Here is a 22,944-nt window from a genome sequence, read left to right as displayed (position 1 = left end):
TCCTACCGCGCCTCCTGGTCGCTGTCCGGGGCCCCTGCCGCCCATATCGGCAGCCGCTCCGCCCGCCGCCGGCCCGTCCCGCTCTGCCGGGCCAGCCGCTCGTTCTGGCCGCGCAGCGCGGTGTGCAGCCCGTCCCACAGCGTGCCGTCGGTCCGGTCACGCGGATCGGGGTCGATCAGCACCACACCGATCACCACGATGCGCTGGTCCGCGAGCTGCCGCGCCACGGTGTGCAGCCATGCGGCGCTGCCGTGCCCGGCCCGCACGACGAGCACCGTCTGGGTGCCGAGGTACTGGAGGTCGGTCCACGCCGTGCCGGGCCCCACCGAGCCGACGCCGAGCCTGCGCTCCCGGGGCGACACGGCCGCGGCGCGCTCGCCGCTGACCACGGTGGGGTCCCCTGGCGTCGGGCGGCGGCCGGCGAGCTGCAGGCCGGGCAGACCATCGACGACGACCACTGGCCCCTCCGCCGCCAGTGCGCGAGCGAGGTCCAGGGCGATCACGCTCGTGCTGCGCGCACAGCCCAGTTCCAGCAGCGACACCGGTTCCGCGGAGTTGCGCACGGTACGGGCCAGGGACGCGGTGAGCCGTTCGCGTGCCGCCCGTGTCCGTCGGCGCTGCCACAGCCTGCCCGATCGGCGGGGCAGCTCCGCGATGACCGAGGCACCGAGGTTCGCCGCGATGTCCCGGCGCAGCACGGGGCGGTCCGCCACCACCGTGCCGACCGCGGCCACCGCGAGCCCGAGGACCAGCCCGAGGACGAGCCCGATCGCGGCGTCGGTGGCGGCGCTCTTGGGCAGGGAGTGCCGCACCGCGTGCGGGGCGTCCACGACCTGTGTGCCGGCGACGAGCTGGGGCGTGCCGATGCGGGCCTCCGCGGCGCGCTGGCCGAAATCGGTGATACGCGAGGTGAGTTCGGCCCGGCGGGCGAAGAGCGACTCCAGGTTCGCCGCCGCCTTCGGCCCGCTCTGCGGCGATCCGTCTCCGATCGCCTTGTTGACCTGGGCGAGTTCGTCCCGCATTCGGTCACGCTGGTCGAGCAGGCTCTTGGCCTCGGCGTCCGCGGCTGCCTGTATCCGCGTCACATGGTCCGCGACGAACGCATCGGCCAGCGCCTTGGCACGGGCCATCGCTTCCGCCTCGCTGTCACCCGTCACGGTGATCTGCAGCACGTTGTTGGTCACGCCGACGCCCCCGTATTCCTGCATGAAGTCCTCCGGCGTTTCCGGGGATCCAAGGGACCGCAGGGCTTTGCCGGCGATCTGCGTGGTGTGCAGCAGCGCGACGTCGGTGCGGATCAGCGTTCCCGGGTCGTTCGGCTGGTCCTCCTTGTGCGCGACCAGCACCTTGGTCACCGCGGTCGGCTGCGGCGGCAGCAGGACGGCGACCGCCGCGCCGATGAGCAGCCCCAGCAGCGCCGCGGAGCACCAGAGACGGCGGCGCCTGCGCACCGCCACCACCAGCGCCTGCAGGTCCAGCAGCGGAGCGGCGGCCGACGACTCCGACGTCTCGCTCGTCGTCACGCCGAACCTCCCGTCGTGCGGCCGCGAACCGCGAGCGTCAGAGTGGCCTCATCCGGAGGATGGCCTGCGGACCGCGTCGGACGGACCTGGACCGTGTCGGCGACGACGATGCCGACGACCTCATGCCCCGCGTCCACACAGGCGTCGGCGATGCCGGCGAGTTCCTCCGCGGTCCAGCTGCCCGCGCCGAGCACGACCAGGGCACCGGACTCGTTGTCGTGGTCGGGCACCATCGGCCGGGACACGGGAACCCCCACCACCCGCAGCAGCGGATCGGTCCCGGCCTCGGCGACGAGCTGTCCGGCGGCCCGGCGGGCGATCTCGTCGCCGTCCGGCACGACAACCAGCAGCCGCCGGGGGGCCGGCAGTTGGTCCCGGATGCGGGCGCACACCCGCCGGTAGCGGATCTGCCTGCCGGCGTCGCCGCCGGACGACCGCGGGGTCGGCGCGTCCCATCTGGTGTCGACGCCCAGCAGCCAGCGGATCCAGGCCCGCGCGCCACGGCCCTTCGGCCGGTGCACGGGCCGCTCACCGGGTACGTCGACGGTACCCAGCAGCGCCGAGCCCAGCGCCGCGACGATCTCCGGCTCGGTGCGCAGTCGGCGGCTCATCCGTGCGGCGGTGAGATGGCCGACGACCGCGAGCAGGAAGAACAGCAGTGCGCCGGCGACGACGAGCTGCACCCTCGTCGGCGGTGCCTCGCCGGCCGGCCGGGGTGCCGGCCCCATGACGACCATGTTGGCCTTGTCGGCGGCCGGGCCGGCCTGGTCCAGCTTGTTCATGGCCTCCTGCAGCGTGGTGCGCAGCTTCTCGAGGTCGGTGCGGGCCTGCACGCTCTCCACGGTCTGACCCGGATCGGCCGCCTCGGCCAACTTGGTGATGCGGCCGCTGGTCTTCTCCACCATCTGCCGCAGTGCCTCGAGCTGCGCCGCCGCGTCGGGGTCGGTGTTGCCGCCCACGACCCGCGCGGCGTATGTGACGAACTGCTGGGCCACCTGGTCGGAGAGTTGCTGTGCGCGCTCGGGGGTGTCGGCCGTGCCGGAGATCTGGATGATGTTCCCGTCGGCGGCCGTGGCGGTCACCCGATCCCGCAGCTCGCTGCCGCTGACCCCTCTCCACCCGAGCGTGGCGGCCGCGCGGTCGACCACCACCGAACTGGTCGCGATCTCGGCCTGAGTCAGCAGCTCGCGTTCCTCCCACGCACCCGGCAGCAGCACCGATGCCGAGGTCGTGTACCGCGGCGGGAACAGCAAAGACGCGCCGTAGCCGACGAGCGCACCCATCATGGTGACGACGGCGAGAAGCCGCCAACGCCGACGGAGAATCCGCCCGATCGTGACCAGACGTATCGTGTCATCGCTCAACGGCGCTGCCTCTTCCCTGCGCGGAGCGGGTCGCCCGCCGACACCGGAGCGCGGTCACGGCACGCGGCGGCGTAGGCGGCGAGCAGCGATGCCTGCGAGTTCCGCCAGGAAAGCCGCCCGCTGACCCGCTCCTGGCCGATCTTGCCCATCCGGGTCCGGGTCTCCGGATCGTCCAGCAGCAGCGCGATGAGCCCGGCGAACTCGGCCTCGTCGTTGGCGGGCGCGTAGACGGCGGCGTCACCGGCGGAGACCCGCGCCTCCTTCAGGTCGAACGAGACGATCGGCCGGCCCATCGCCATGTACTCCAGGACCTTGTTCATGGTCGACACGTCGTTGAGCGGATTGCGCGGGTCGGGGGAGAGGCACACGTCCGCGGTGGACAGGTAGCGCACCAGGTCGGCGTCCGGAATGCGCCCGGTGAACTGCGCCTGCTCCGAGAGTCCGAGCCGTCGGGACAGCTCCACCATCGCGTCGAAGGCGTCGCCGGCGCCGACGAACACCGCGTGCCAGTCGGTCCGCCCGAGCTCGTCACGCAGCCTCGCGAGGGACCGCAAGGCGTAGTCGACGCCGTCCTGAGGGCCCATGACGCCGAGATAGCACAGCAGATGAGGTTTGCCGCGCTTCAGCTCCGGTTCGGGTGGCACCGGGCGGAACCGGTCGACCTGAGGCGCGCTGCGCACCACGAAGACGTCCTCCGGCCGCCGGCCGCCACGGCGCATCGCGACGTCCCGGTAGCTCTCGTTCGTGGCGAGCACGACGTCCGCGGTCCGGTAGGTCAGCCGTTCCAGCGCGCACACGGCGCGGTAGAGCAGGTCTTCGCCGCGGCCGAACCGGGAGAGGTAGAGCTCGGGTACCAGGTCGTGCTGGTCGAAGACGAACCGCGCGCCGCGCCGCTTCAGCCACAGTGCAGGCAGGAATAGCAGGTCGGGCGGGTTGCAGGCGTGGACCACGTCGACCGGCCCCACCGTGCGGGCCAGCCGGACCGTGTGCCACAACGCCGATCCGTACTCCCGCAGGTAGCCGGCCGGCCCTCCGGTGGCCGCGCGCAACGGGTAGCGGTGGATCCGCACCCCGTCGATCTCCGCCTCCGGTTCCGTGTCCCGCTTACTCCCCTGAGGGCAGATGACGTGTACCGTCCAGCCCGCGTCGCGCAGCGTCGTGCACTCCTGCCACACCCGCCGGTCGAACGGCACGGACAGGTTCTCCACCAGGATCAGCGCGCTCCGGTCCGACCCGTCGCCGCTGGTTGCGTTACCAAGCAAGGCCCATGTACCCCGGTTCGGTCCGGCGCGCCTCGGCGTCGGGAAGGCGTATCAGGTCGACGATCACCGGGCCGTCGCCATGGGGCAGCGCCGACAGCACGGCCGGATCCCTGGTCCCGACCAGGCACACCTCGGCGTGCTCCAGCACCTCGTCGACGGAATCGGCGAGCAGCTGCGCGAGGTGCGGCAGCCGGGTCTCGATGTACTCGCGGTTCGCGCCGAGCAGCCGGGACAGGCTCACGTTGGCGTCGTGGATCTTCAGCTCGTACCCCTTGCCGAAGAGCCTCTCCGCCAGCTCGACGAGCGGGCTCTCGCGGAGGTCGTCGGTGCCGGGCTTGAAGGACAACCCGAACAGGCCCACCCGGCGCTTGCCGGTGCGCTCGACCAGCTCCACCGCGCGCTTCAGATGGTCGGAGTTGGAGGGCAGCACGTGGGCGAGGATTGGCACCGAGACGTCGGCCCGCTGCGCCGCGTGGACCAGGCTGCGCAGGTCCTTGGGCAGGCACGAGCCACCGAAGGCGAAGCCGGGCCGCAGGTAGGCGGGGCTGATGTTCAGCTTGCGGTCGGCCAGGAACACGTCCATCACCTGGTGCGAGTCCACCCCGAGCGCCTGGCACACCGCGCCCAGCTCGTTCGCGAAGCCGATCTTGAGGCCGTGGAACGCGTTGTCCGCGTATTTGATCGCCTCGGCCGTCGGGATCGGCACCCGGAACACCTCGCCGGGCAGGCCGTCGTACAGCGCCAGCACCGCGTCGCCGCTTGCCGGGTCGAGCTCGCCGACGACGGTCTTGGGCGGGTCGAAGAAGTCCCGGACGCTTGTGCCCTCGCGCAGGAACTCCGGGTTGACCGCGACTCCGACGTCCACCCCGGCCGTGCCGCCGACGTGCTTCTCCAGGAGAGGTACCAGCAGGTTCAGGCAGGTGCCCGGGAGCATGGTGCTGCGGAAGACGACGGTGTGCCGCCCACCCCGCTCGGCCAGCGCGGCGCCGATCTGCTCGGTGACCCGTTCCAGGTACGTGGTGCACAGGCTGCCGTTGGGCTCCGACGGCGTGCCCACGCAGACCAGCGACACCTCGCTGCCCGTGATCGCCTCGCGGACGTCGCCGGTGGCGCGCAAGGCCCCGGTTCTCACGACCTCGGCGATGAGTTCGTCGATCCTCTCCTCGACCACCGGGGCCTTGCCGTCGTTGACCAGGTCGACCTTCACCTGGTTCACGTCCACCCCGATGACCTCGTGACCCATGCCGGCCAGGCACGCGGCCGACACGCAGCCCACGTAGCCGAGCCCGAAGACGCTGACTCTCATGACCCGTTCCTCCCCCCAGGCAGGCCTTCCGGCCTGCGGTCCGCGCGCCGGGCCGGTCGACGACCCCCGCGCATCAGTAGGCGCCCTGCCCGTAGACCACGGCACGCAGCGTCTTCCACAAGATCACTGTGTCCAGGGCGAGCGACCAGTCCTCCACGTACCGCAGGTCCAGCCGGACCGCCTCCTCCCACGACAGGTCGCTGCGCCCGCTGATCTGCCACAGGCCGGTGAGTCCGGGCTTGACCAGCAGCCGCCGCCGGATGTCCGGTCCGTAGGCAGCGCACTCCTCCGGCAGCGGAGGCCGCGGACCGACGAGCGACATCGACCCGGTGAGCACGTTGAAGAGCTGTGGGAGCTCGTCGATCGAGTACCGGCGCAGCACCGTTCCGACCCGGGTCACCCGGGGATCCCGGCGGAGTTTGAACAGCGGGCCGGCGCCCTCGTTGAGGTCGGCCAGCTCGGCACGCGCCCGGTCGGCCCCGGCGACCATGGTGCGGAACTTGAGAATGGTGAACTCGCGGCCGTCCTTGCCGACCCTGCGCTGGCGGTAGAACACCCCGCCCCGACTGTCCGCCAGCACGAGCAGCCCGACTAACACCATCAGCGGCGCGAACAGCAGCAGCAGGATCGCTGCGCCGATCCGGTCGACGACTCCTTTGATCGCCCGGCGGCCTCCGGTGAAGGTCGGCATGCTGACCCGCAGCAGGGGTATCCCGAGCACCGCGTCGACGTGCAGCCGCGGGCCGGCCACCTCCATCAGCACCGGAGCCACGACCATCTCGGCGTCGCTGCCCTCGAGGTTCCAGGCCAGCCGCTGCAGCCGGTCCGGTGACCAGTGCGGGTCGGGTGTGACCGCGACGACACGGTAGCCGTCGCGGCGGACGTGGCCCGCGACGTCCGCCAGTCGGCCGACGACCGGCACTCCGTCCAGTTGGTCACCGGCGGGTCCGAGACCGTCCGGCGTGCACACCGCATCCACTCGCCAGCCCAGGTGCGGGAACTTACGGGTGCGGGTGATCAGATCGCGCACGGTGGTCGTGCTTCCGGCGGCGAGCACCGGTCTCAGGCACCGGCCTTCCTTCCGCTGTTTGTGCAGCCAGAGGCGCAGCAGATACCGAGCGGGCATGGTGATGAGCGCGATCGCGGGGATCGCGACGAATATCCAGAGTTTGATGTTGCGCGAGGTGAGGGCGATTCCGCCGAGTGCCAGTACCACGGTCGCCATGAACAGTGAGCGTCCGAGCCGGCGGAATTCCTCCGCGCCCTGACCGAGCACGGCCGGAGCCCATGCCCGGCTCACCGCAAGCGCCCCAAGTACCAGCAGCTCCGTGCCGAATGCGAGAATTCCCCACTTCTCGTGCCAGTTGGCCGCGTCCCGGTCCCCGAAGAAATTTCCGATCGCCGCCACCACGAAGGCGGTGGCCACGGTATCGCTGGTGATCACGGTACGGCGGTACCGCTGCTCCCAGTCGATCACGGGCCGGCTGATCGCCCCGTTCGCCAGACGCCCGCCCGTCGACGGAAATGGGCTGACAAGTTCCCCTCGCCGCACAGAACCCCCCAAGGTCCCCAGTGATTCGACGTGATCGCCTCACACTGTTTCGCCCCCCGGGAGGCCCCCGCCTCCCGGCACTGATTCCCCTCGGGAGGCCCCCGCCCCCCGCGCATTCATCCCGGCTGTTCCAGAGCTACTCGGGCAACCCACCCAGGCGGCAGCAGACTTGCATGTCCTGCCGACTCTCGAGGTGCGCGGAAACCCGTCGAAACATCGGGTGCTCCCCGCGCCCAAGGCCCCCCTCGGACTCCAGGAATTGATCACCCCCACGCCCGGCGCCGGGGACGTGACTGCTGGCTTTCCGCAGCGCCGGACCATAGATCATTACTGCTCGCCTCATGCTCGAACAGCTGAAGCACGAGTCAATCTAGACCATCGGGTCCGGTATGAAGAGAGGATGTGTGAAATTTGTGGTCAATCAATGAGGCCGGATCCGTCGATCGGCGACCGCCCACCGGTGTCTTGACGCCACCGCGCGCTGTTGTGGAGCGAGCGCCGCTGATCACGAGGGCGGCGCCGCACCGCGGGCACCGGGGCCGGGGCACTGCCGCAGCCGCCTGATGGCGCGTCACCGAAGCCGGCAACGGGCCGGTGTGAGCCCTCCACGGACCGGCCCCGTGGACCGTTCCGTCAAGGTGCAGAGAAGGAATCCCGTGCCCGAGCGCAGCCCGCGCAAGGGCGCCGCCCGCAACCGGGCGGCCGTACTCGCCGCCGCCGACGCCCTGTTCACCCAGTGCGAGCACCCGGCAGACGTCGCCCTGGCCGACGGCCCACGCCCCCGTAACCGGCCGACCAACGCTGACCACGACCGGCCGGGTGGCGGGCGGTCACACCCCACCGGCGAATGCGGAGGCCGGATGTTTCCGCCACCGGGGCGAGGCGCACGCACAGGGCCGTTCACCGGCTGCGTCGCCCAGCCGCGCGGTCGGCGGAAGCAACCCTTCCTGGGCGTGCGGAGGTCTTCCCTGGCGTCGAGCCCGGAGGATCGGCCTCTGACGATTCGTACTCGCCAACCGACTGGAAGGGCGCACTTCATGGTGCTGCATCCCGACTTCTGCCTGGACGTTCCGGAGGGATTTGACGACTCGGAAGCCGTGACCGGAGTGCATCCCATGGCCAGGAAGCTGTTCCTGGCCGCAACTGCCGCGGAAGCCTTCAAGAAGGCCCATGAGTGGGTGCAGGACCAAAAGATCCGGCTGTCGGACGTGTCGTGGGACTTCCTCCACGGCGAGGCCGAGCCCTACTGCCTGAGCATCTATTTCACGTTCGAGCCGGGTCCCGAGGGCACCTGACCACGACTGCGCGGTTGCGTGCGGATCAGCCGGCCGGTCGCCGCGGGTACGGCTGCGCCGCCGCCGGCGCCTCGAGGGCGGTGTGTGCGTGCCCGCCCCGGTTCACGGGCCGTCACGCCGGTTGGTGCCCCTCGGCGGCAGCGACTGCGGTACCGCCCGCTCGTCGTCGGTCAGGTCTCTCGCTGAGCACGGCGACACGGCGGAGTCGCCCGATCAAAGGGCCGGACCCTCGTGTGCGGCGGTCATGGATCCCATGAGCAGGACCGCGTGACGCCTGCTCAACCCCCGGCCCAGGCCGGCCATTACGCGGTTGAGCCGGCCTGAGACGACGCTCGGCGGTGGTGTGCGGCGGTCGAGCGCTCGCAGTGCTGTGGCAACGACTTCCTGGGGGGACTGGCGCTTGCTGCCGCCGTCTGCCGCATCCGTGCCGACGACGTCGAAGAACTCGGTGCTGGTCGCTCCGGGCGACAGCGCGAGCACGCGCAGCCCGGTCCCGCGGGATTCATGCCACAGGGCCTCGGTGAAGTGCAGCACGAACGCCTTGGCAGCCGCGTAGACGGCCATGTTCGGGATGGGGAAGTACGCGGCCATGCTCGCGACGTTGACCAGCACTCCGGTGCCGGCGGTCCGCAGCGGCTCGATGAATGCCCGGCTGATGTCGACGACGGCCGCGATGGCGACGCTGACCTCCTGGCCGAGCCGCTCGGGGTCCTCGGTGTGGAACGGGCCGAAGGTACCGAATCCGGCGTTGTTCACGACACTGGTCACCTCCAGGCCGCGGCGCGCCACCTCCTCGGCGAGGGTCTGCCCCGCGGCGGGCAGGCTCAGGTCCAGTGGGATGACGGCGGCTCGTACGCCGTAAGCCGCAGTGAGTTCGGCGGCCAACTTCTCCAGCCGTTCCGCGCGGCGGGCGACGAGGACGACGTCTGAGCCGCGGGCGGCCATCTGCCGGGCGAACTCGGCGCCGATGCCGGCGCTGGCGCCGGTGACGAGGGTGGTCTGGCCGTGGTAGTCGACGGTGCGCATGGGCTGCTCCCGGGAAGCGGTGGACACTCTCGGCGGTGCACTGTGCTGGCACTGTACGCCGAATCTGTCACAGAGTGCCAGACTGGTACTGAGTGCGGAGCGCGGTAGGCTACGGAGTCATGGACCATCGCGTGGGCAATCCAGCGGGGCTGCGGGAGCGCACCCGGCGAGCTGTACAGGCCGAGATCGTCTCCACTGCGATGCGGCTGTTCCTCGAGCACGGATTCGAGGCCACCACCATGGAGCAGATCGCGAACGAGATCGGCATCTCGCGCCGCTCACTGTTCCGCTACTTCGGCACCAAAGAGGACATCGTCCTCGGTGACCACGCCGACCACGGCGAGGCCCTGCGGACGGCACTGGAAGCGCGTCCCACCGGCGAACCACCCTGGGAGGCTCTCCGGGCGGCCCTCAAGGCGCTCCACGACTCGCTCCCTTACTCACCTGAGGACATGCTCAAGATCACCGACATGCTGCACGCCTCGTCCTCCCTGCGGGCGCGCCGGCTGGAGAAACGCCAGCAGTGGACGGACCTGCTCGTCCCGGACGTCGTGCGACGCCTGGGCGCCGCCGCGGACCCGATGAACGAGCTGCGGGCCCGCGCGATCGCCGCCTGTGCCCTGGCCTGCCTGGAGGTCGCAACGGACGCCTGGGTGCGCAGCGGCGGGACGATCGACATGGAGCGGGCCTTCGACGAGGCGGTCGCCGCAGTCCGCGGATGAGGAGCCGCCAGAATCAGTCGCGGGAGGCTGCCGTAGCGATCAGCGGGTTCGTGGCGTCCTGGTGTCGGCGTGACCGCAGGAGCCGTGATCTCCTGATCGCAGCAGGAGCGTGCTCGGCCGACGGGTGCTGCGTCAGCGGCTCGTGCCGGCGTCGCCGTCGTCATGGGAAGAACGCCGCGGTCTCCTGCCGCCCGGAGCGGAGTCGTCTCCTTCCTCTTGCAGCAGTTCAAGGAGTGCGGCATCCGCCCTTTTCCGATCTTCCTTCGTCAGCTCGACCGGTGCGTTGTCGTAGACGGTGTAGCGATCCGGATCGACGATGTTGGCGGCCCGCAGGGTGAACGTCAGGAGGCGCCGCCACCCCTTGCGGTGGCCGACTCTTGCCTGCAGCTGGACCTGGTAGTCACGAGCTTCCGGAATGAATCCCGAAAAGGGTGCCTCGAACTCGATGAAGAGCTGTTGCGCTTCTCTCCCGGGCACAACGAACCCGGCCGGTAGCTTCGCTTCCTCGTCCAGCCCCGGCTGGAGGCGGGACGGTGAGGACACCCACAGCAGCGGCAGGTGAGAAGCCGGCTCGTCGGGGAAGGTCAGGAGGAGGTCCTGTACGACGATCGGCTTGGGGCCGGTGTTGTGAAGGACGAGCGGGAGCCGCAGGCGGGCCGTCGATGAGTGGATGATCGCTGCGAAGGCGTGGGGCTCCCATGTCTTCAGGCGCCCTTGTCTGGCGTTGAGCCACCAGAACGACGCGACGGTGAAGAGCAGTGCGCAGACCGACACCACACCGGCGCCTGTGAGCGATGAGGACGCGGCCTGGTCGGTCGCGGTCATCAGCGGAACCACAGATTCAGTGTGCCAGCCCCGGCGTGAGCTCGCTGACAGGACTCAGGAGGCTCGGCCGCCTGCGCGCAGCCGCAGACGAGCACGATGCTCCTGCCTGTGGCTGCTACGGCGCTCAGCCGACGTCACGAACCGGCACCGGCAAGGAGCACGAGATACCAGGCGACCAGTGCGGCACACACCACCGCGGGGACGAGTTTCGGCGGCCCGTCTCCCTTGCGTACGTGCGTGGTCACGGCACCGCCGAGGAGCAGCAGGAGGCCGAGGCCGGCCAGCTCTCCGAGCAGCGGCAGGGCCGGGCCGATCGCCACGCCGATGGCGCCCGCCACCTCCAGCGCACCGATCAGCCGGTAGGCCGAGGTGGTGAAGCCGGCGTGGGCGGCCAGCTCGGGCATCGGGCCGAGGGCCAGGATCTTGGCTGTGCCCAGCAGGGCGAAGATCAGCACGATCGGACAGGCCAGGGCGGCGGAGAGGCTCATGAAGCGTCCTTGACGGTGTGCGGGTGACGGGCCTGGCGGCGTTCGGCTCCCAGGCCGGCGAAGTAGGCGACGAGGTCCGGGTTGTCGACCGCCGAGGAGTTGAGGACCTGCTCGGCGGGAGCGCCCTGGAGGAGGCGCTTGACCGGGACTTCGAGTTTCTTGCCGGTCTTCGTGTGGGGGATGGCCGGTACGGCGAGGACCTCGTCGGGGACGTGGCGGGGGGAGGCGCCGGTGCGGATGGCGCCGCGGATCTTCTCGCGCAGGGCGTCGTCCAGCGTGACACCGGGCGCGGGGACGACGAACAGGGGCATCCAGTAGCCGCCGTCGGGTTCCTCCGCGCCGATGACGAGGGCCTCGGTGATCTCGGGGAGTCGTTCGACGATGTCGTGGATGTCGGCGCTGCCCAGGCGCACGCCGTTGCGGTTGAGGGTGGCGTCGGAGCGGCCGTGGACGACCACCGAGCCGTGGGAGGTGAGGGTGATCCAGTCGCCGTGCCGCCATACGCCCGGGTAGGCGGTGAAGTAGGCGTCGCGGTAGCGGCTGCCGTCGGGGTCGTTCCAGAAGTACAGCGGCATGGACGGCATCGGGCGGGTGACGACGAGTTCGCCGACCTGGTCGACGACCGGTTGTCCCGCGCCGTCGTACGCCGCGAGCGCCACGCCGAGGTTGGGGGCCGACAGCTCACCCGCCCACACCGGCGTGGTGGGGGCGCTGCCGGCGAAGCCGGAGACGACGTCCGTGCCGCCGCTGGTGGAGGCCAGCTGGATGCCCGCGTCCACGTGGTCGCGGACCCAGCGGTAGGCGGAGGCGGGCAGGGTGGAGCCGGTGCTGCCGACGACGCGGATGGCCGACAGGTCGTGCACGGAGGGTTCGACGCCCAGTTTGGCCATGGCCAGCAGGTACTGGGGGCTGGTTCCGAAGACGGTGACCTTGTGGCGGGCCGCCAGCTCCCACAGGACGTCCGGGCGCGCCACCGGCGCGGGGCTGCCGTCGTAGGTGCAGGTGGTGGCGCCGGTCAGCAGGGTGGAGACGACCAGGTTCCACATCATCCAGTGGGTGGTGGTGTACCACAGCAGGCGGTCCCCGACGCCCAGATCGCAGTGCAGGCCGAGGATCTTCAGGTGCTCGAGCAGGACGCCGCCGTGGCCGTGGACGATGCCTTTGGGCAGGCCGGTGGTGCCGGAGGAGAAGACGACCCACAGCGGGTGGTCGAAGGGCACCGGGGCGATGGAGAGGTACTCGGTGCGGGTGGCCGCGTCCTCCCAGGGCACCGTCAGCCGCGGATGCCGTTGCTCGGGCCAGGCGAGGCCCACGTGGTCCACGAGCACGGCGGCCCTCAGGGTGGGAAGGGCGTCGGCCAGTTCGAGGGAGGCGGCGCGACGGTCGTGCGTGGCGCCGTTGAAGAGGTAGCCGTCCGCGGTGATGAGCACCGTCGGTTCGAGCTGGGCGAAGCGGTCGGCGGCGGCCTTGGGCGCGTAGTCCTGGCCGCACACCGACCACACCGCGCCCAGGCCGGCGGTGGCGAGGAAGGCGATGACGGCGTGGGGGGTGTTGGGCAGGTAGCCGACCACCCGGTCGCCCTGTCCGACGCCCAGGTCGCGCAGGGTGGCGGCGACGGAGGCGACCTGGGCGCGCAGTTGCCGGCCCGTGATCTCGTAGCCGGCTCCGGTCTCGTCCAGTGCGGTGATCGCGGGAGCGTCCGGGTGCAGGTTGCGCAGTGCGTGGTGGGCGTAGTTGAGGGTGGCTCCGGGGAACCAGCGGGCGCCGGGCATGGTCTCCTCGGCCAGCACCCGCTCGTACGGAGTGGCAGCGTCGACGTCGAAGTACTCCCACACCGCCGCCCAGAAACGTTCCAGGTCGGTGACGGACCAGTGGTGCAGGGCCTGGTAGTCGGTGGGGTCCTGGATGCCTTCGGCGCCCCGGCGCCGGGCGGCCCAGCGGGCGAAGTCCGCGATGCGGCTGCCGGCGGCAGTCTTCGGGTCGGGCGACAGGAACGGTTCCGGATGCGGCGTGGGGTGCGGGGTGGTCATGGCGTGGTGCTCCTGGTCAGGTGACGGGCCGGGCGTCGGCGGTACGGCGGGCCGTGTGCAGCAGGGGGGCCCAGGCGGCTGTGTCCGTGAAGTCGCCGGCGCCGGCCGGGACGGTGTCCGTCACGACGCGGTCGGGCCGCAGCAGGACGGCGTCGGCACGGCCGCGTCCCAGCCAGGCGGCCAGTGTGCCGTCGTCGTCCAGGTCGTCGACGTGGATCGTCCGGGCGCCCAGTGCCATGGCCACGGCCGTCATCTGCGCCGTGGGCGGCACCGTGGTCAGGACTGCGAAGGAGTCCCCGAGGATGTCATCGAGGCGCACTCGCCTGCCGTCATGCCGTACCCAGGGCTGCGGGCAGAAGGTGCCGGGCAGGACGCGGCCGGTCAGCCTGGGGCGGCGCCGTACGAGTGGACCGGCGGTCAGCGCTGGGCTGAGGTCATGGCTCACCGCCGCGGTCACGCCGGGGATGCGACAGACCGCGCCCACCACGGCCCGGCGGAACGCCGCAGCGCGGTCCTGTCCGCCGGTCATGGCCCAGCCGACGGCGACCGCGACACGGATCACGTGGCGGGCGTGCGGCTTGCGCTCCTGCTGGTAGGTGTCCAGCAGTCGGTCGTCTGCGCCCTGCTGAAGGACGCGGGCGAGTTTCCAGGTGAGGTTGCGGGCGTCGCGCAGGCCCGCGCACAGGCCCTGCCCGATGAAGGGCGGGGTGAGGTGGGCCGCGTCGCCCAGCAGGAAGACACGCCCCCGGCGCCACCGGTCGGCGAGGCGGGCCCGGAAGGTGTACCGCGCCTGCCGTATCACCTCGAAGTCGTCGCCCCCGTGGGCAGCGGACGGCAGGTCGACCCAGGGGGCGACCAGCTCGTGCAGCTGCTCCAGTCCTTCCGGGCCGTCCACGGACTCACCCTCGGCCAGCCGGAACTCCCAGCGGTAGCGGTCTTCGCCGACTCGCATGAAGGTGGCGGGCTGCGTGGGGCAGCAGATCTGCTCGGCGCCTTCCCAGGTGCGCACCGGGAGGTTGGTGCGTACGTCGATGACCCGCCAGCTCTCCTCGAAGTGCAGGTCCTCCCACACGGCGCCGATGGCGTCGCGGGTGAGGCTGCCGGCGCCGTCGCAGCCGAGGACGGCATCGGCCCACACGTGCTCGTCCTCGTCGCTGCCCTCGCGGCGGAGGGTCACCCGCACCGGACCGGCGGCAGCGGGCGGGCCGTCGCTGCCCTGGGTGACGGACACGACCTCCACACCGCCCCACAGCTCGCACTCGGGGCGGCGGGCCAGGGCGTCGCGCAGCAGCCGTTCCAGCTCCGGCTGGTCGAACATGCTGGTCTGCGGGAAGCCGTGGTGTCCGTGCAGGGACCGGGGGAACTCGGCGATCACGCGGCGCCGGGCGTCCAGCAGCCGCAACCCGGGCGCCGGGCGGGCGAGGGTGGCGAACTCCTCGTGGACACCGACGCTCTGCAGGATCCGCCGGACCTCGTCGTCCACGACGACAGCACGCGGCAGCGGGTAGACGTCCCGGTGCCGTTCGAGGAGCAGGCTGCGCACCCCGGACCGGGCGAGCAGGAGCGCGGCCGTGACTCCGACGGGTCCCGCACCGATGATGACCACCGGCCTCCTGGTTGTGGCGCTCACCTCGCGTCCGCCACAGCGGTCCGCTGTTCGCCGAGGTCGATCCGCCCGTCAGGGGTGGCGATCGTGGCGGTGACGAGGTCACCGTTCTGCAGGTAGAGGGGGTTCTTGGCCTGGCCCTTGAAGAACGCCTTCCACTTCAGTGCGGGCGGCAGCAGGGCGGCGATCTTCTCGACGGGCTTGGGCGGGGCCTTCAGGGCCGTGCCGCCAGGGGTGCCCGTCAGCAGCAGGTCACCGGGGTCGAGGGTCTGGAAGCGGGCGAGCAGGGTGAGCGCCTGCGCCGGTCGTACGATCATGTCGGCGAGGGTGCGGTCCTGGCGCGGTACGCCGTTGACGTTCAGCCGCAGCCGCAGGTTCAGCAGGTGGGCGAAGTCCCCGGGCTCCAGCAGGGCCAGGTACGGGCCCGTGGGGGTGAAGGTCGGGTAGGACTTGCTCTCGTAGAACTGCGTCCTGGTCAGCTGGACGTCGCGGGCACTGACGTCGTTGGTCAGGACGAGCCCGGCGACATACGAAGGCAGGTCCCGCTCTTCCACAACGGTGCCCACCGGCAGCGGCGCGCCCATGACGAGGCCGAGTTCGACTTCGTAGTCGAGGAAGTTCACGTGCGCGGGGCGGACGATCGGCTCGTGCGGGCCGCTGACCGAGCCGGACGCCTTGCGGAAGAAGGTCGGCGGGATGTCGCCGTTGAAGCCCGAATCCTTCGCGTGGCTACGGTAGTTGACCATCTGGGCGACCACTCGGCAAGGGGTGGTGACCGGGGGCAGCGCCACCAGGTCGGCGACGGGCGTGCCGCTGTCGGCGGAGGCGGCGGCCTCGCGGACCGCGTCCCGGTCGGCGATCAGCTCGGCGGTGGTGACCGCCTTGGTCTCGATGCGGACGGCGCGTTCGTTGCGGACGACCCACCAGCCGTCGGGGGTGCGCAGAACGTTGGTGCTCATGAGCTCATCGCTTTCATCAGGCCCAGCAGGCGTGCTGAGTCGAGTTCGTTGTCGCCGCGCAGGGCCGTCATGACCTCGCGGAGCTTGGCGGGGGAGGGGTTGGCGCCCAGGAAGTCGCGGGTGACGGGCGGCCCCCACTGCGCGAGACCACTCGCCGACATCGGCGCCCATCCCGGTTCGAGGTCGCAGGAGAACAGGTCACCGTCGGCGAAGTGCTCCAGCATGAAGCGGTCGGGGTCGCGCCAGTAGTCGAAGAGCTGGCTGCCCTGGATGTGCCGGCCGATCCCCCAGCTGCGCTTGTATCCGCGCTCGGCCAGGTACTCGCCGCCGGCTGCGATCGCGTCGAGGTCGGTGACCTGGTAGGCGGAGTGGACGTAGCCGGTGCCCGGCCCGAGGTGCAGGGCGAGGGTGTGGTGGTCCACCGGCAGGCTGCCCTGGTCACAGCGGATGAACGCCATGGTCGGACCGCGCTCGCGCTGCCCGTCCAGGAACAGGAAGTCGCTGACGATCATCCCGAGCGTGTCCAGGTACCAGTCCAGGGCCCGCGTGAACACCCGTGTCTCCAGCACCACGTGCCCGAGCCGCTGAATACGCGACGGCTCGCGGGGCGGCCGCTGGGTGGCGTTCGTACGAGGGCCTTCGATGCCGGTGTTGAGGATCAGCGGCTGCTGCCCGGGCAGAGCGGGCAGCAGCTCGGCGCAGTGCACGACCCGGACCGGGAAGCCCGAGGGATCGAGCAGGGTGACCGACTGCCCGCCGCCGGGTACGTCGAAGTCCCGGACGTCACTTCCGGTCGCGCGGGCGAGCCGGCCGAGATCGGCGCGCTCCGCCGCGCGGAACGCCGGCCCGACGAAGCGGGACGCCGGCCCATGGCGGATGACCATGCAGGGGGAGCCCGCGAAGGTGCCGCGCAGCCACAGTTCCCGCTCGGTGCGGGCGGCTATGGCGAATCCGAAGTCGCGGGCGAACACCTCGGCCCGGTCCAGGTCGGGCTTCTCGAACTCCAGCCATGCCAGGTCGGTCACCTTGATCACGGGATTCCGGGCTCGTCCGGGGTGCTCACCTCGCAGGGCGCCCAGCTCGCTGTGCAGATCTTGGTGGGGCGTCTGGAGATCGGCCCTGTTAACGCGGGTGTGGGACATGGTGTCCTCCAAGCAACACTGCCGTAATGAGGAAATCATCAACTTTGCCGACTCTCATCGTCAATAGAGGTGAACCAAAGAGTTGAGAGAATCATCAGTCATGTGGCAGTCATCGGCGCGGTTGTTACACTCGGTCGTATGTCGACGTCAGCCCCGCCCAGGAACCGCTTCGAGCGGCGCCGCGCCGAGACCCGTCAGGCCCTCATCCGCGCGGCCCGGCAGATCCTCGCGGAGACCGGGGACGCCAGCGCCAGCATCCAGGCCATCGCCGAGCGCGCGGACGTCGGTTTCGGGTCCTTCTACAACCACTTCGAGTCGAAGACGGAGCTCTTCGACGCGGCGGTGACGGACGCCCTGGAGGAGTTCGGGCAGGTCATCGACGTGCGCGTGGAAGGCATCGACGACCCGGCCGAGCTGGTCGCGGTCGGTTTCCGGCTCACCGCCCGGATGGCCGACTCCCACCCCGAACTCCTGCGGATCCTGCGCGACCGCGGTCTGTCCCACATCCACTCCGAGAGCGGCCTCTCCCCGCGAGCCCTGCGCGACCTGGAGATCGGCATCGCCTCGGGCCGCTTCACCTGCGGCAACGCGACCACCGCCCTGTCCGCCCTGGGCGGCACCCTGCTGTCCTTGATGGCCCTCAGGCTGGACCGCCCGGACCTCGACGGCGACGAGGCCGCCTCCGACCTGGCCGAGATGGTCCTGCGCATGCTCGGTGTCCCCGCGGACGACGCCCATGAGGTCACCCGGCGCCCGCTGCCGGACCCTGCCTGACAACGCCCTACACCTTCCGCGCGGCCGCCGGTGCTGCCACACCGGCGGCCACCGAAACGCGGTCGGCGCGGCCTCACCCGTGGGGGTCCGCCCATGTGCTCGCCGCGTGCTCCTCGGCGACGGCCGGCATCAGTGCTTGCGGGCAGGCCCTCGGTGGGCAGGTTGTCGCCCGGCTCGTCCAGGCTGACGAGGGTGGTCCCGAACCCGGAGCGCTCACCGCGGTCGGCGATGGTGCGCGCCAGGTCCTCGCAGGAGCCCAGGCTGGAGCCGTGGGTGACGGTCAGGTGCACCCCGACACCGCTTGACCGCGACCTGCGCTCGGGTGTCGCCGGTCTGCAGGTCCGGCGATTTCCGTACGGCGTACGTAACTGGTATCGTACGTGGTATGGAAAAGAAGGTGAGGCGTCCCCCGCGGGGAACCAGGAAGAGGGACGTGCCCCTGACCGAGGCCGGGATCCATGCCGCCGCCCTGCGGCTCATCGACGAGGACGGGGTCGAGGCGCTCACCATGCGCAAACTCGCCACCGAACTCGACGCGAACCCGATGTCGCTGTACCACCACGTGTCGAACAAGGAAGCCGTGCTGCGCGGCGTGACGAGAATGGTCGGCGCCCAGTTCCGCACCGTGACGCTGGAGGACGCCCCCTGGCAGGAGCGCATCCGCCTGCTCGCCACGGACTTCCGGGCCCTGGCGCACCGTCATCCCGAGTTGATGGCCTACTCCTTCAGCCACCAGCCGGACTTCATCCAGCCCGACGACCCGTTCTGGACAGCCCTCACCGCGATCGTGGCCGCTGCCGGGGTGCCCCAGCCGGAGGTCCCGGAGATCGCCGCGCTGATGGTCGCCGTCGTCATCGGTGTCCTCGGCGCGGAACTCAACGGGGCGCTCCAGCAGTGGGCGAGCCTCAAGCCCCCGGGTGCCGCTGCCGGCACGGACGAGGTCGCGGACGCGGACCAGTCAGGCCCTGATCAGGACCACATGTTCCGGCTGGTGATCGACACACTTGTCACGGGCCTGGAGGGACGGCTCACCGCCGGTCGTAACGGCCAGGACGTCAGCCGCCCTTGAGTCCGTGGCCCTGAAGCCCTACGGCTTGCGGCTCGTGCGCGGCCGGCGAGCTCAGGTCGCTCCGCGCAGGAGGGCACCCGATCTCCGGAGAAGGTCGTTTCAGTGCGGGCGAGCCGGCTTGCGGGCTCGGATTGCTCATCGCCATCGTGATCGCCGCCCGTCGAGCCGTTCGGTTCACCGCACCGAGAGCGCTCTGGCTGTAGCGACCACATCCCCGGCGGCCGCCGCTCGGCTGACGGACCGACCGCCACGGCCGACCCCACCGACTTCGTCCATGGGTGAGTCCGCGGTGGGTGTCAGCAGGGTCTCGTCGAGGCCGACGATCTGGCTGATGTCGAAACCCTTCACGTCCGCACGGAATTCAGGACTCGACAGGTACGCCTCCAGCCGTTCGGCGGTCAGCCTCGCGAGAGGAGGTGCGCCAGTTCGACGTCCCAGGCGATGTGTCCGGACTCGGTACCCCGTGGCACCAGAGCCTCCGTGTCCCGAAGGAAGGAGGCGAGATCCAGCACCGGGACCTCGAGCAAGGCGGTGCCGGCGGAGGACCCGAGGGCGATGTACACCGACTGGTCTCCCCGCCCCGCGGCCGACCAGATCCGGACGTCCGCGTAGCCTGCGGAACCCTTCAGGCCATCAGTCAGAACATCCCGCCCCAGAACCCATTCGACCGGCTCGTCACAGTCGACGAAGAAAGTGGCACGGACGACATAGGGATCACTGGGCTCATACCGCAGACGTACGCACAGGGGCACTGAGTAGTCGCGCGAGACGATCAGTTGTACGGCCACCCGCCGCTCTATGGCCTGCAAGGACTTCTTCATCGGCTTTCCGTTTCTGGGCGTGGCTCGGCGGCGCCTCACGCCGGTCTGTGGCAACGAGGCAGCGCGGGCGGAGGCGGTACAGCAGGCCGCGGGCGCCGGACGGCACCGGTGCATCGCACGATGAGCGCGGTGGGGCACTTACTCGGCCGGTGGTCGCGGGCGCCGGCCCCCGACCGCCGGGCGTGTCTGTGCCGTCGGCAGGGATCGGGCCGCGAGGAGACGGCCCGGTCCCACGGCCCCGACCAGTCCCCGTCTCACCGCTCCTCGCGGCTCAGGTCGTAGTGGTCCCTGCCCCGGCCGTCGTGCCAGAGGTGGTTCCGGTCGTGGTGGTACGACCTGTCCGACTTCCAGCCGCGACCCTCGCCCTCTCCGCGGTAGAAGTGACCATCGCGGTAGAAGTGACCATCGCGGTAGAAGAGACCGTCGCAGTCGTGCCGGGGCGAGTCGGGGTGGTGGGCGTCCTGGTGCCAGCCGCGGATCGCGTCGCAGGAGTAGCCCTGCTCGAGCAGGTAGCCGACGCCGTGGTCCCAGCTGTAATCAGCGGCCACGCCCCCTTCGGTCGGGCGCTGGACGTGCGTGGATGCAAGGGGCGCGGCCGAAGCGGTGCCCCCGGCACCGAGGACGGCGACACCGGTGACCGCAACGGAGGAGACCGCGAGGGCGATTCGCTTCGTGAGCTGCTTCATGATCATTTCCTTCCCGGTTGGCGCGATCTGCGCCAACGGCGGTTCCGTCAGGCGATGTGCTGCGCTTGACGTGGTCCGAGCGACCAGTTTCATACGTCGTATGGAACTGCCCTTCCATTGTTACCATACGCCGTATGGAAATGTCGAAGTGACGAAGGTAACCGGGTCACCGGCGCGCACGAGTACCAGCAGATTCCGCTCTGCGCTGTGAGCTGCCCGTGACCGGCACCCCCGGCGCACCGGCTTTTGCCGAGGCCGCGACGAGGTGTGTGCACCCTGCGTACGCCCGAGGGCGCGGTCGGGCCGGCCGAACGGCGGGATGCGCAGCCGGAGCGGTTCTGGTGATCGGCGGCTTCACCGGTTCGGAGAGTGCCTCAGCCCCGGGAGGCGAGGGCACCGGGTGACGGTCGAAGTCGGCCCCTTCGTCAACAGCCGACAGAGCGTCCGGTTTTGCTCGCTTTGCTGCCCACGCTGCATCTGTCCTGGGACAGCTTGTTTGCCGCAGTGGCGGGTTTGCGATCGACGGAAGGCGGGACGAGTATTTTTCTGGGGCGTGCCACCCGGTACACCCTGATGCCGACGCCGTCGAAGTACCGGCACCGTCCAGCTGTGCCGGCGCACAGCCGACAAACGTCATCGTGGAGGAAGCGGCGGAGCGAACAGGGCCGAACCTGCTCAGCCGGTGGCCTGGCCGACGGCGACGGAGGGGACATCCAGCCCGGTCGCCTGACGGGAGGCTTGAGAACGGATCCATGGCCTGGTGACCGAGGCTTCATGACCGGGTCGATGGTCGCCGTGGGGCGGGAGGCAGAACGGAAGGAGTCTGCCCATGCGGATCGTCGTGGACCTGAACCGCTGCCAGGGATACGCACAGTGCGTGTATCTGGCGCACGAGGTCTTCAGGCTGAACGGGCAGGAGGCGCTCACGTATGAGCCGAACCCGGATGACGAGCGGCGCCTGCAGGTCGAGCGAGCGGCTGCGGCATGCCCGGTGCAGGCGATCGTGATCGACCGCGTGGACGGCGCGGAGCGGGGCGAGACGCCATGACCTTGAGGGCAACGGTCGCCGAGCTGGTGCGCGAGTTCCGGGCCAGCGGCCGGATCGTCATCGTGGGTGCTTCTCTGGCCGGGCTGCGGGCGGCGGAAACCCTGCGCGAGGAGGGCTTCACCGGTTCCCTGACCATCATCGGGGACGAGCCGTACGAGCCTTACGACCGTCCCCCGCTGTCCAAGCAGGTACTCAAAGGTTGGGTGCCGGCCGACCACACGAAGCTGCCCCGGATGCGAGAGGTGGATGCCGACTGGCGGCTCGGGGTGGCCGCCATCGGGCTGGACCGGGACACCAAGCAGGTGCGCCTTGCCGACGGCGAGCAGGTGCCGTACGACCGGTTGCTGATCGCCACGGGCACCCGCGCGCGGCAGTGGCCGAACCCGGCCGAGGCCGCCCTGCACGGTGTCCACACGATCCGCTCGCGTGATGATGCGGAGCAGTTGCAAAAGGCGCTGGCCGAGCCGCCGTCGCGAGTGTTGGTCATCGGCGCCGGGTTCATCGGATCCGAAGTGGCCTCTGTCTGCCGGGAACTCGACATCCCGGTGACCGTCGTCGAGCGGGGTTCGTCGCCGCTGGTCGGCGCGCTCGGCGGGGTGATCGGGGAGATCGCCGCGCAGTTGCAGCGCGATCACGGCGTGGACCTGCGCTGCGGGCTGGGCGTGTCGTCATTGGAGGGCGACTCCGGCAGGCATGTGCGGCGTGCGCGTCTGTCCGACGGAACCACCGTGGACGCCGACGTGGTCGTGGCCTCCCTGGGGTCGATCCGCAACGTGGAGTGGCTGGAGGGCTCAGGACTGGCAGCCGGTTTCTGGGGCGTCGGGTGTGACGCCGGCGGTCGGGCCTTCGACATCAACGGCGTGGTCACCGACAGTATCTACGTGGCGGGCGACGTGGCGCGTGCGCCGCATGTGCTGTACGAGTACCAGTTCCTGGCGATGGAGCACTGGGACAACGCCGTTTTCGGCGCCGAGGTCGCGGCGCACAACATGGTGAACCTCGAGCCCCACTATCGCCCGCATCTGCTGCTGCCCGGCTTCTGGTCCGGTCAGTTCGGCGTGAACATCAAGTCCGTCGGGGTGCCGCCCTTCGGTGACGAGATCGTCTTCACCCAGGGTTCGGTCGCGGAGCGCAGTTTCGCCGCCGCCTACGGTCACCGAGGCCGCATCGTCGCGGCCGTCACCTTCGATCACGGCAAGTGGCTGGAGTACTACGGGAAGCTGATCGAGCGATCCGGTCCGTTCCCGCCCCCGCCGCCGGGTTGGGACCAGCCGCCCGACACGAAGCCGATGCCGGCCGAGTTCCCGGACCCAAGGGTCCCGACGGCGATCCCCGACGTCGTCCTGACCGGACACGCCCCGAGCGAGCGGACGGCCGAGTTCCGGCCGCGGCGTCGCTGACGCGCTCGCCGGGCCAAGCCTGTAGGCGGACAGCATCGACAGGAGA

Annotated in this window: 21 protein-coding genes; 6 read left to right on the top strand and 15 right to left on the bottom strand. The window is 70.6% G+C overall.

Annotated features, from left to right (window positions below; translation table 11 throughout):
* Positions 1–2: 2 nt before the first annotated feature.
* From AC5WS8_RS33700 to AC5WS8_RS33680, 5 genes are all read right to left on the bottom strand, one after another.
* A complete protein-coding gene (locus AC5WS8_RS33700; RefSeq protein WP_496107320.1) occupies positions 3–1,523 on the bottom strand; it encodes a Wzz/FepE/Etk N-terminal domain-containing protein in 1,521 nt (506 codons plus the stop codon).
* Positions 1,520–2,887 carry a Wzz/FepE/Etk N-terminal domain-containing protein gene (locus AC5WS8_RS33695; protein WP_496107319.1) on the bottom strand — a complete coding sequence of 456 codons (1,368 nt, stop codon included), beginning with the start codon at positions 2,885–2,887 and terminating at the stop codon, positions 1,520–1,522. Before AC5WS8_RS33695 ends, AC5WS8_RS33700 begins: the two co-directional genes overlap by 4 nt.
* Positions 2,884–4,149 carry a glycosyltransferase family 4 protein gene (locus AC5WS8_RS33690; RefSeq protein WP_496107318.1) on the bottom strand — a complete coding sequence of 422 codons (1,266 nt, stop codon included), beginning with the start codon at positions 4,147–4,149 and terminating at the stop codon, positions 2,884–2,886. The genes AC5WS8_RS33695 and AC5WS8_RS33690 overlap by 4 nt, the downstream gene beginning before the upstream one ends.
* Entirely contained in the window at positions 4,139–5,455 is a 1,317-nt protein-coding gene (locus AC5WS8_RS33685) for a nucleotide sugar dehydrogenase (protein ID WP_496107317.1), read from the bottom strand. The genes AC5WS8_RS33690 and AC5WS8_RS33685 overlap by 11 nt, the downstream gene beginning before the upstream one ends.
* A 73-nt stretch (positions 5,456–5,528) precedes the next feature.
* The gene (locus AC5WS8_RS33680; protein WP_496107316.1) at positions 5,529–7,007 is read right to left on the bottom strand and encodes a sugar transferase; all 1,479 of its coding nucleotides are present in this window, start codon (positions 7,005–7,007) and stop codon (positions 5,529–5,531) included.
* A 1,037-nt stretch (positions 7,008–8,044) separates the two neighbouring features.
* On the opposite strand from AC5WS8_RS33680, the gene AC5WS8_RS33675 reads away from it, so the two are divergent.
* Positions 8,045–8,302, top strand: coding sequence for a hypothetical protein (locus tag AC5WS8_RS33675; RefSeq protein WP_496107315.1), 258 nt, complete (start codon positions 8,045–8,047; stop codon positions 8,300–8,302).
* 213 nt (positions 8,303–8,515) lie between these two features.
* Here the strand turns inward: AC5WS8_RS33675 and AC5WS8_RS33670 are convergent, their stop codons facing one another.
* Entirely contained in the window at positions 8,516–9,328 is an 813-nt protein-coding gene (locus AC5WS8_RS33670) for an SDR family NAD(P)-dependent oxidoreductase (RefSeq protein ID WP_496107314.1), read from the bottom strand.
* A 119-nt stretch (positions 9,329–9,447) separates the two neighbouring features.
* Between AC5WS8_RS33670 and AC5WS8_RS33665 the strand changes: the two genes are divergently transcribed.
* Positions 9,448–10,050: a TetR/AcrR family transcriptional regulator gene (locus AC5WS8_RS33665; protein WP_496107313.1), complete on the top strand. Its 603-nt coding sequence runs from the start codon at positions 9,448–9,450 to the stop codon at positions 10,048–10,050.
* Positions 10,051–10,182: 132 nt separating this feature from the next.
* On the opposite strand, the gene AC5WS8_RS33660 is transcribed toward AC5WS8_RS33665, so the two are convergent.
* From AC5WS8_RS33660 to AC5WS8_RS33635, 6 genes are all read right to left on the bottom strand, one after another.
* Positions 10,183–10,875: a hypothetical protein gene (locus tag AC5WS8_RS33660; protein WP_496107312.1), complete on the bottom strand. Its 693-nt coding sequence runs from the start codon at positions 10,873–10,875 to the stop codon at positions 10,183–10,185.
* A gap of 134 nt (positions 10,876–11,009) precedes the next feature.
* On the bottom strand, positions 11,010–11,363 hold the full coding sequence (locus AC5WS8_RS33655; protein WP_496107311.1) for a DoxX family protein: 354 nt from the start codon (positions 11,361–11,363) through the stop codon (positions 11,010–11,012).
* Positions 11,360–13,393 (bottom strand): acetoacetate--CoA ligase, encoded by a 2,034-nt coding sequence (locus tag AC5WS8_RS33650; protein ID WP_496107310.1) that lies wholly within the window; start codon positions 13,391–13,393, stop codon positions 11,360–11,362. The genes AC5WS8_RS33655 and AC5WS8_RS33650 overlap by 4 nt, the downstream gene beginning before the upstream one ends.
* A 16-nt stretch (positions 13,394–13,409) precedes the next feature.
* Positions 13,410–15,023: a bifunctional 3-(3-hydroxy-phenyl)propionate/3-hydroxycinnamic acid hydroxylase MhpA gene (mhpA, locus tag AC5WS8_RS33645; protein ID WP_496107309.1), complete on the bottom strand. Its 1,614-nt coding sequence runs from the start codon at positions 15,021–15,023 to the stop codon at positions 13,410–13,412.
* Positions 15,020–15,958: a fumarylacetoacetate hydrolase family protein gene (locus tag AC5WS8_RS33640; RefSeq protein ID WP_496107308.1), complete on the bottom strand. Its 939-nt coding sequence runs from the start codon at positions 15,956–15,958 to the stop codon at positions 15,020–15,022. Before AC5WS8_RS33640 ends, mhpA begins: the two co-directional genes overlap by 4 nt.
* Entirely contained in the window at positions 15,955–17,100 is a 1,146-nt protein-coding gene (locus AC5WS8_RS33635; protein WP_496107307.1) for a VOC family protein, read from the bottom strand. Before AC5WS8_RS33635 ends, AC5WS8_RS33640 begins: the two co-directional genes overlap by 4 nt.
* A gap of 138 nt (positions 17,101–17,238) precedes the next feature.
* Here AC5WS8_RS33635 and AC5WS8_RS33630 point away from each other — a divergent pair, with 138 nt between their 5' ends.
* Together AC5WS8_RS33630 and AC5WS8_RS33625 are read left to right on the top strand one after the other, a co-directional pair.
* A complete protein-coding gene (locus AC5WS8_RS33630; RefSeq protein WP_496107306.1) occupies positions 17,239–17,874 on the top strand; it encodes a TetR/AcrR family transcriptional regulator in 636 nt (211 codons plus the stop codon).
* Positions 17,875–18,307: 433 nt separating this feature from the next.
* The gene (locus AC5WS8_RS33625) at positions 18,308–18,943 is read left to right on the top strand and encodes a TetR/AcrR family transcriptional regulator (protein WP_496107305.1); all 636 of its coding nucleotides are present in this window, start codon (positions 18,308–18,310) and stop codon (positions 18,941–18,943) included.
* 174 nt (positions 18,944–19,117) lie between these two features.
* On the opposite strand, the gene AC5WS8_RS33620 is transcribed toward AC5WS8_RS33625, so the two are convergent.
* From AC5WS8_RS33620 to AC5WS8_RS33610, 3 genes are all read right to left on the bottom strand, one after another.
* Positions 19,118–19,291, bottom strand: a complete 174-nt coding sequence (locus AC5WS8_RS33620) for a hypothetical protein (protein ID WP_496107304.1) — start codon at positions 19,289–19,291, stop codon at positions 19,118–19,120.
* A gap of 50 nt (positions 19,292–19,341) precedes the next feature.
* Positions 19,342–19,764 carry an SsgA family sporulation/cell division regulator gene (locus AC5WS8_RS33615; protein ID WP_496107303.1) on the bottom strand — a complete coding sequence of 141 codons (423 nt, stop codon included), beginning with the start codon at positions 19,762–19,764 and terminating at the stop codon, positions 19,342–19,344.
* A 254-nt stretch (positions 19,765–20,018) separates the two neighbouring features.
* Positions 20,019–20,450 (bottom strand): hypothetical protein, encoded by a 432-nt coding sequence (locus AC5WS8_RS33610; protein ID WP_496107302.1) that lies wholly within the window; start codon positions 20,448–20,450, stop codon positions 20,019–20,021.
* 829 nt (positions 20,451–21,279) lie between these two features.
* Here AC5WS8_RS33610 and AC5WS8_RS33605 point away from each other — a divergent pair.
* Together AC5WS8_RS33605 and AC5WS8_RS33600 are read left to right on the top strand one after the other, a co-directional pair.
* Positions 21,280–21,498 (top strand): ferredoxin, encoded by a 219-nt coding sequence (locus tag AC5WS8_RS33605; RefSeq protein WP_496107301.1) that lies wholly within the window; start codon positions 21,280–21,282, stop codon positions 21,496–21,498.
* Positions 21,495–22,898 (top strand): NAD(P)/FAD-dependent oxidoreductase, encoded by a 1,404-nt coding sequence (locus AC5WS8_RS33600; protein WP_496107300.1) that lies wholly within the window; start codon positions 21,495–21,497, stop codon positions 22,896–22,898. The genes AC5WS8_RS33605 and AC5WS8_RS33600 overlap by 4 nt, the downstream gene beginning before the upstream one ends.
* Positions 22,899–22,944: the final 46 nt, after the last annotated feature.

It is taken from the genome of Streptomyces sp. PTL18 (assembly GCF_059510295.1).
Note: the sequence above shows the minus strand (reverse complement) of the source record. Positions and strands in the feature narration are given on the sequence as shown.

Coding starts and splice junctions, on each gene's coding strand:
- AC5WS8_RS33685 (WP_496107317.1), bottom strand. CDS start 5,455: ATGAGAGTCAGCGTCTTCGGGCTCGGCTACGTGGGCTGCGTGTCGGCC.
- AC5WS8_RS33675 (WP_496107315.1), top strand. CDS start 8,045: ATGGTGCTGCATCCCGACTTCTGCCTGGACGTTCCGGAGGGATTTGAC.
- AC5WS8_RS33670 (WP_496107314.1), bottom strand. CDS start 9,328: ATGCGCACCGTCGACTACCACGGCCAGACCACCCTCGTCACCGGCGCC.
- AC5WS8_RS33665 (WP_496107313.1), top strand. CDS start 9,448: ATGGACCATCGCGTGGGCAATCCAGCGGGGCTGCGGGAGCGCACCCGG.
- AC5WS8_RS33660 (WP_496107312.1), bottom strand. CDS start 10,875: ATGACCGCGACCGACCAGGCCGCGTCCTCATCGCTCACAGGCGCCGGT.
- AC5WS8_RS33655 (WP_496107311.1), bottom strand. CDS start 11,363: ATGAGCCTCTCCGCCGCCCTGGCCTGTCCGATCGTGCTGATCTTCGCC.
- AC5WS8_RS33650 (WP_496107310.1), bottom strand. CDS start 13,393: ATGACCACCCCGCACCCCACGCCGCATCCGGAACCGTTCCTGTCGCCC.
- AC5WS8_RS33640 (WP_496107308.1), bottom strand. CDS start 15,958: ATGAGCACCAACGTTCTGCGCACCCCCGACGGCTGGTGGGTCGTCCGC.
- AC5WS8_RS33635 (WP_496107307.1), bottom strand. CDS start 17,100: ATGTCCCACACCCGCGTTAACAGGGCCGATCTCCAGACGCCCCACCAA.
- AC5WS8_RS33630 (WP_496107306.1), top strand. CDS start 17,239: ATGTCGACGTCAGCCCCGCCCAGGAACCGCTTCGAGCGGCGCCGCGCC.
- AC5WS8_RS33615 (WP_496107303.1), bottom strand. CDS start 19,764: ATGAAGAAGTCCTTGCAGGCCATAGAGCGGCGGGTGGCCGTACAACTG.
- AC5WS8_RS33610 (WP_496107302.1), bottom strand. CDS start 20,450: ATGAAGCAGCTCACGAAGCGAATCGCCCTCGCGGTCTCCTCCGTTGCG.
- AC5WS8_RS33605 (WP_496107301.1), top strand. CDS start 21,280: ATGCGGATCGTCGTGGACCTGAACCGCTGCCAGGGATACGCACAGTGC.
- AC5WS8_RS33600 (WP_496107300.1), top strand. CDS start 21,495: ATGACCTTGAGGGCAACGGTCGCCGAGCTGGTGCGCGAGTTCCGGGCC.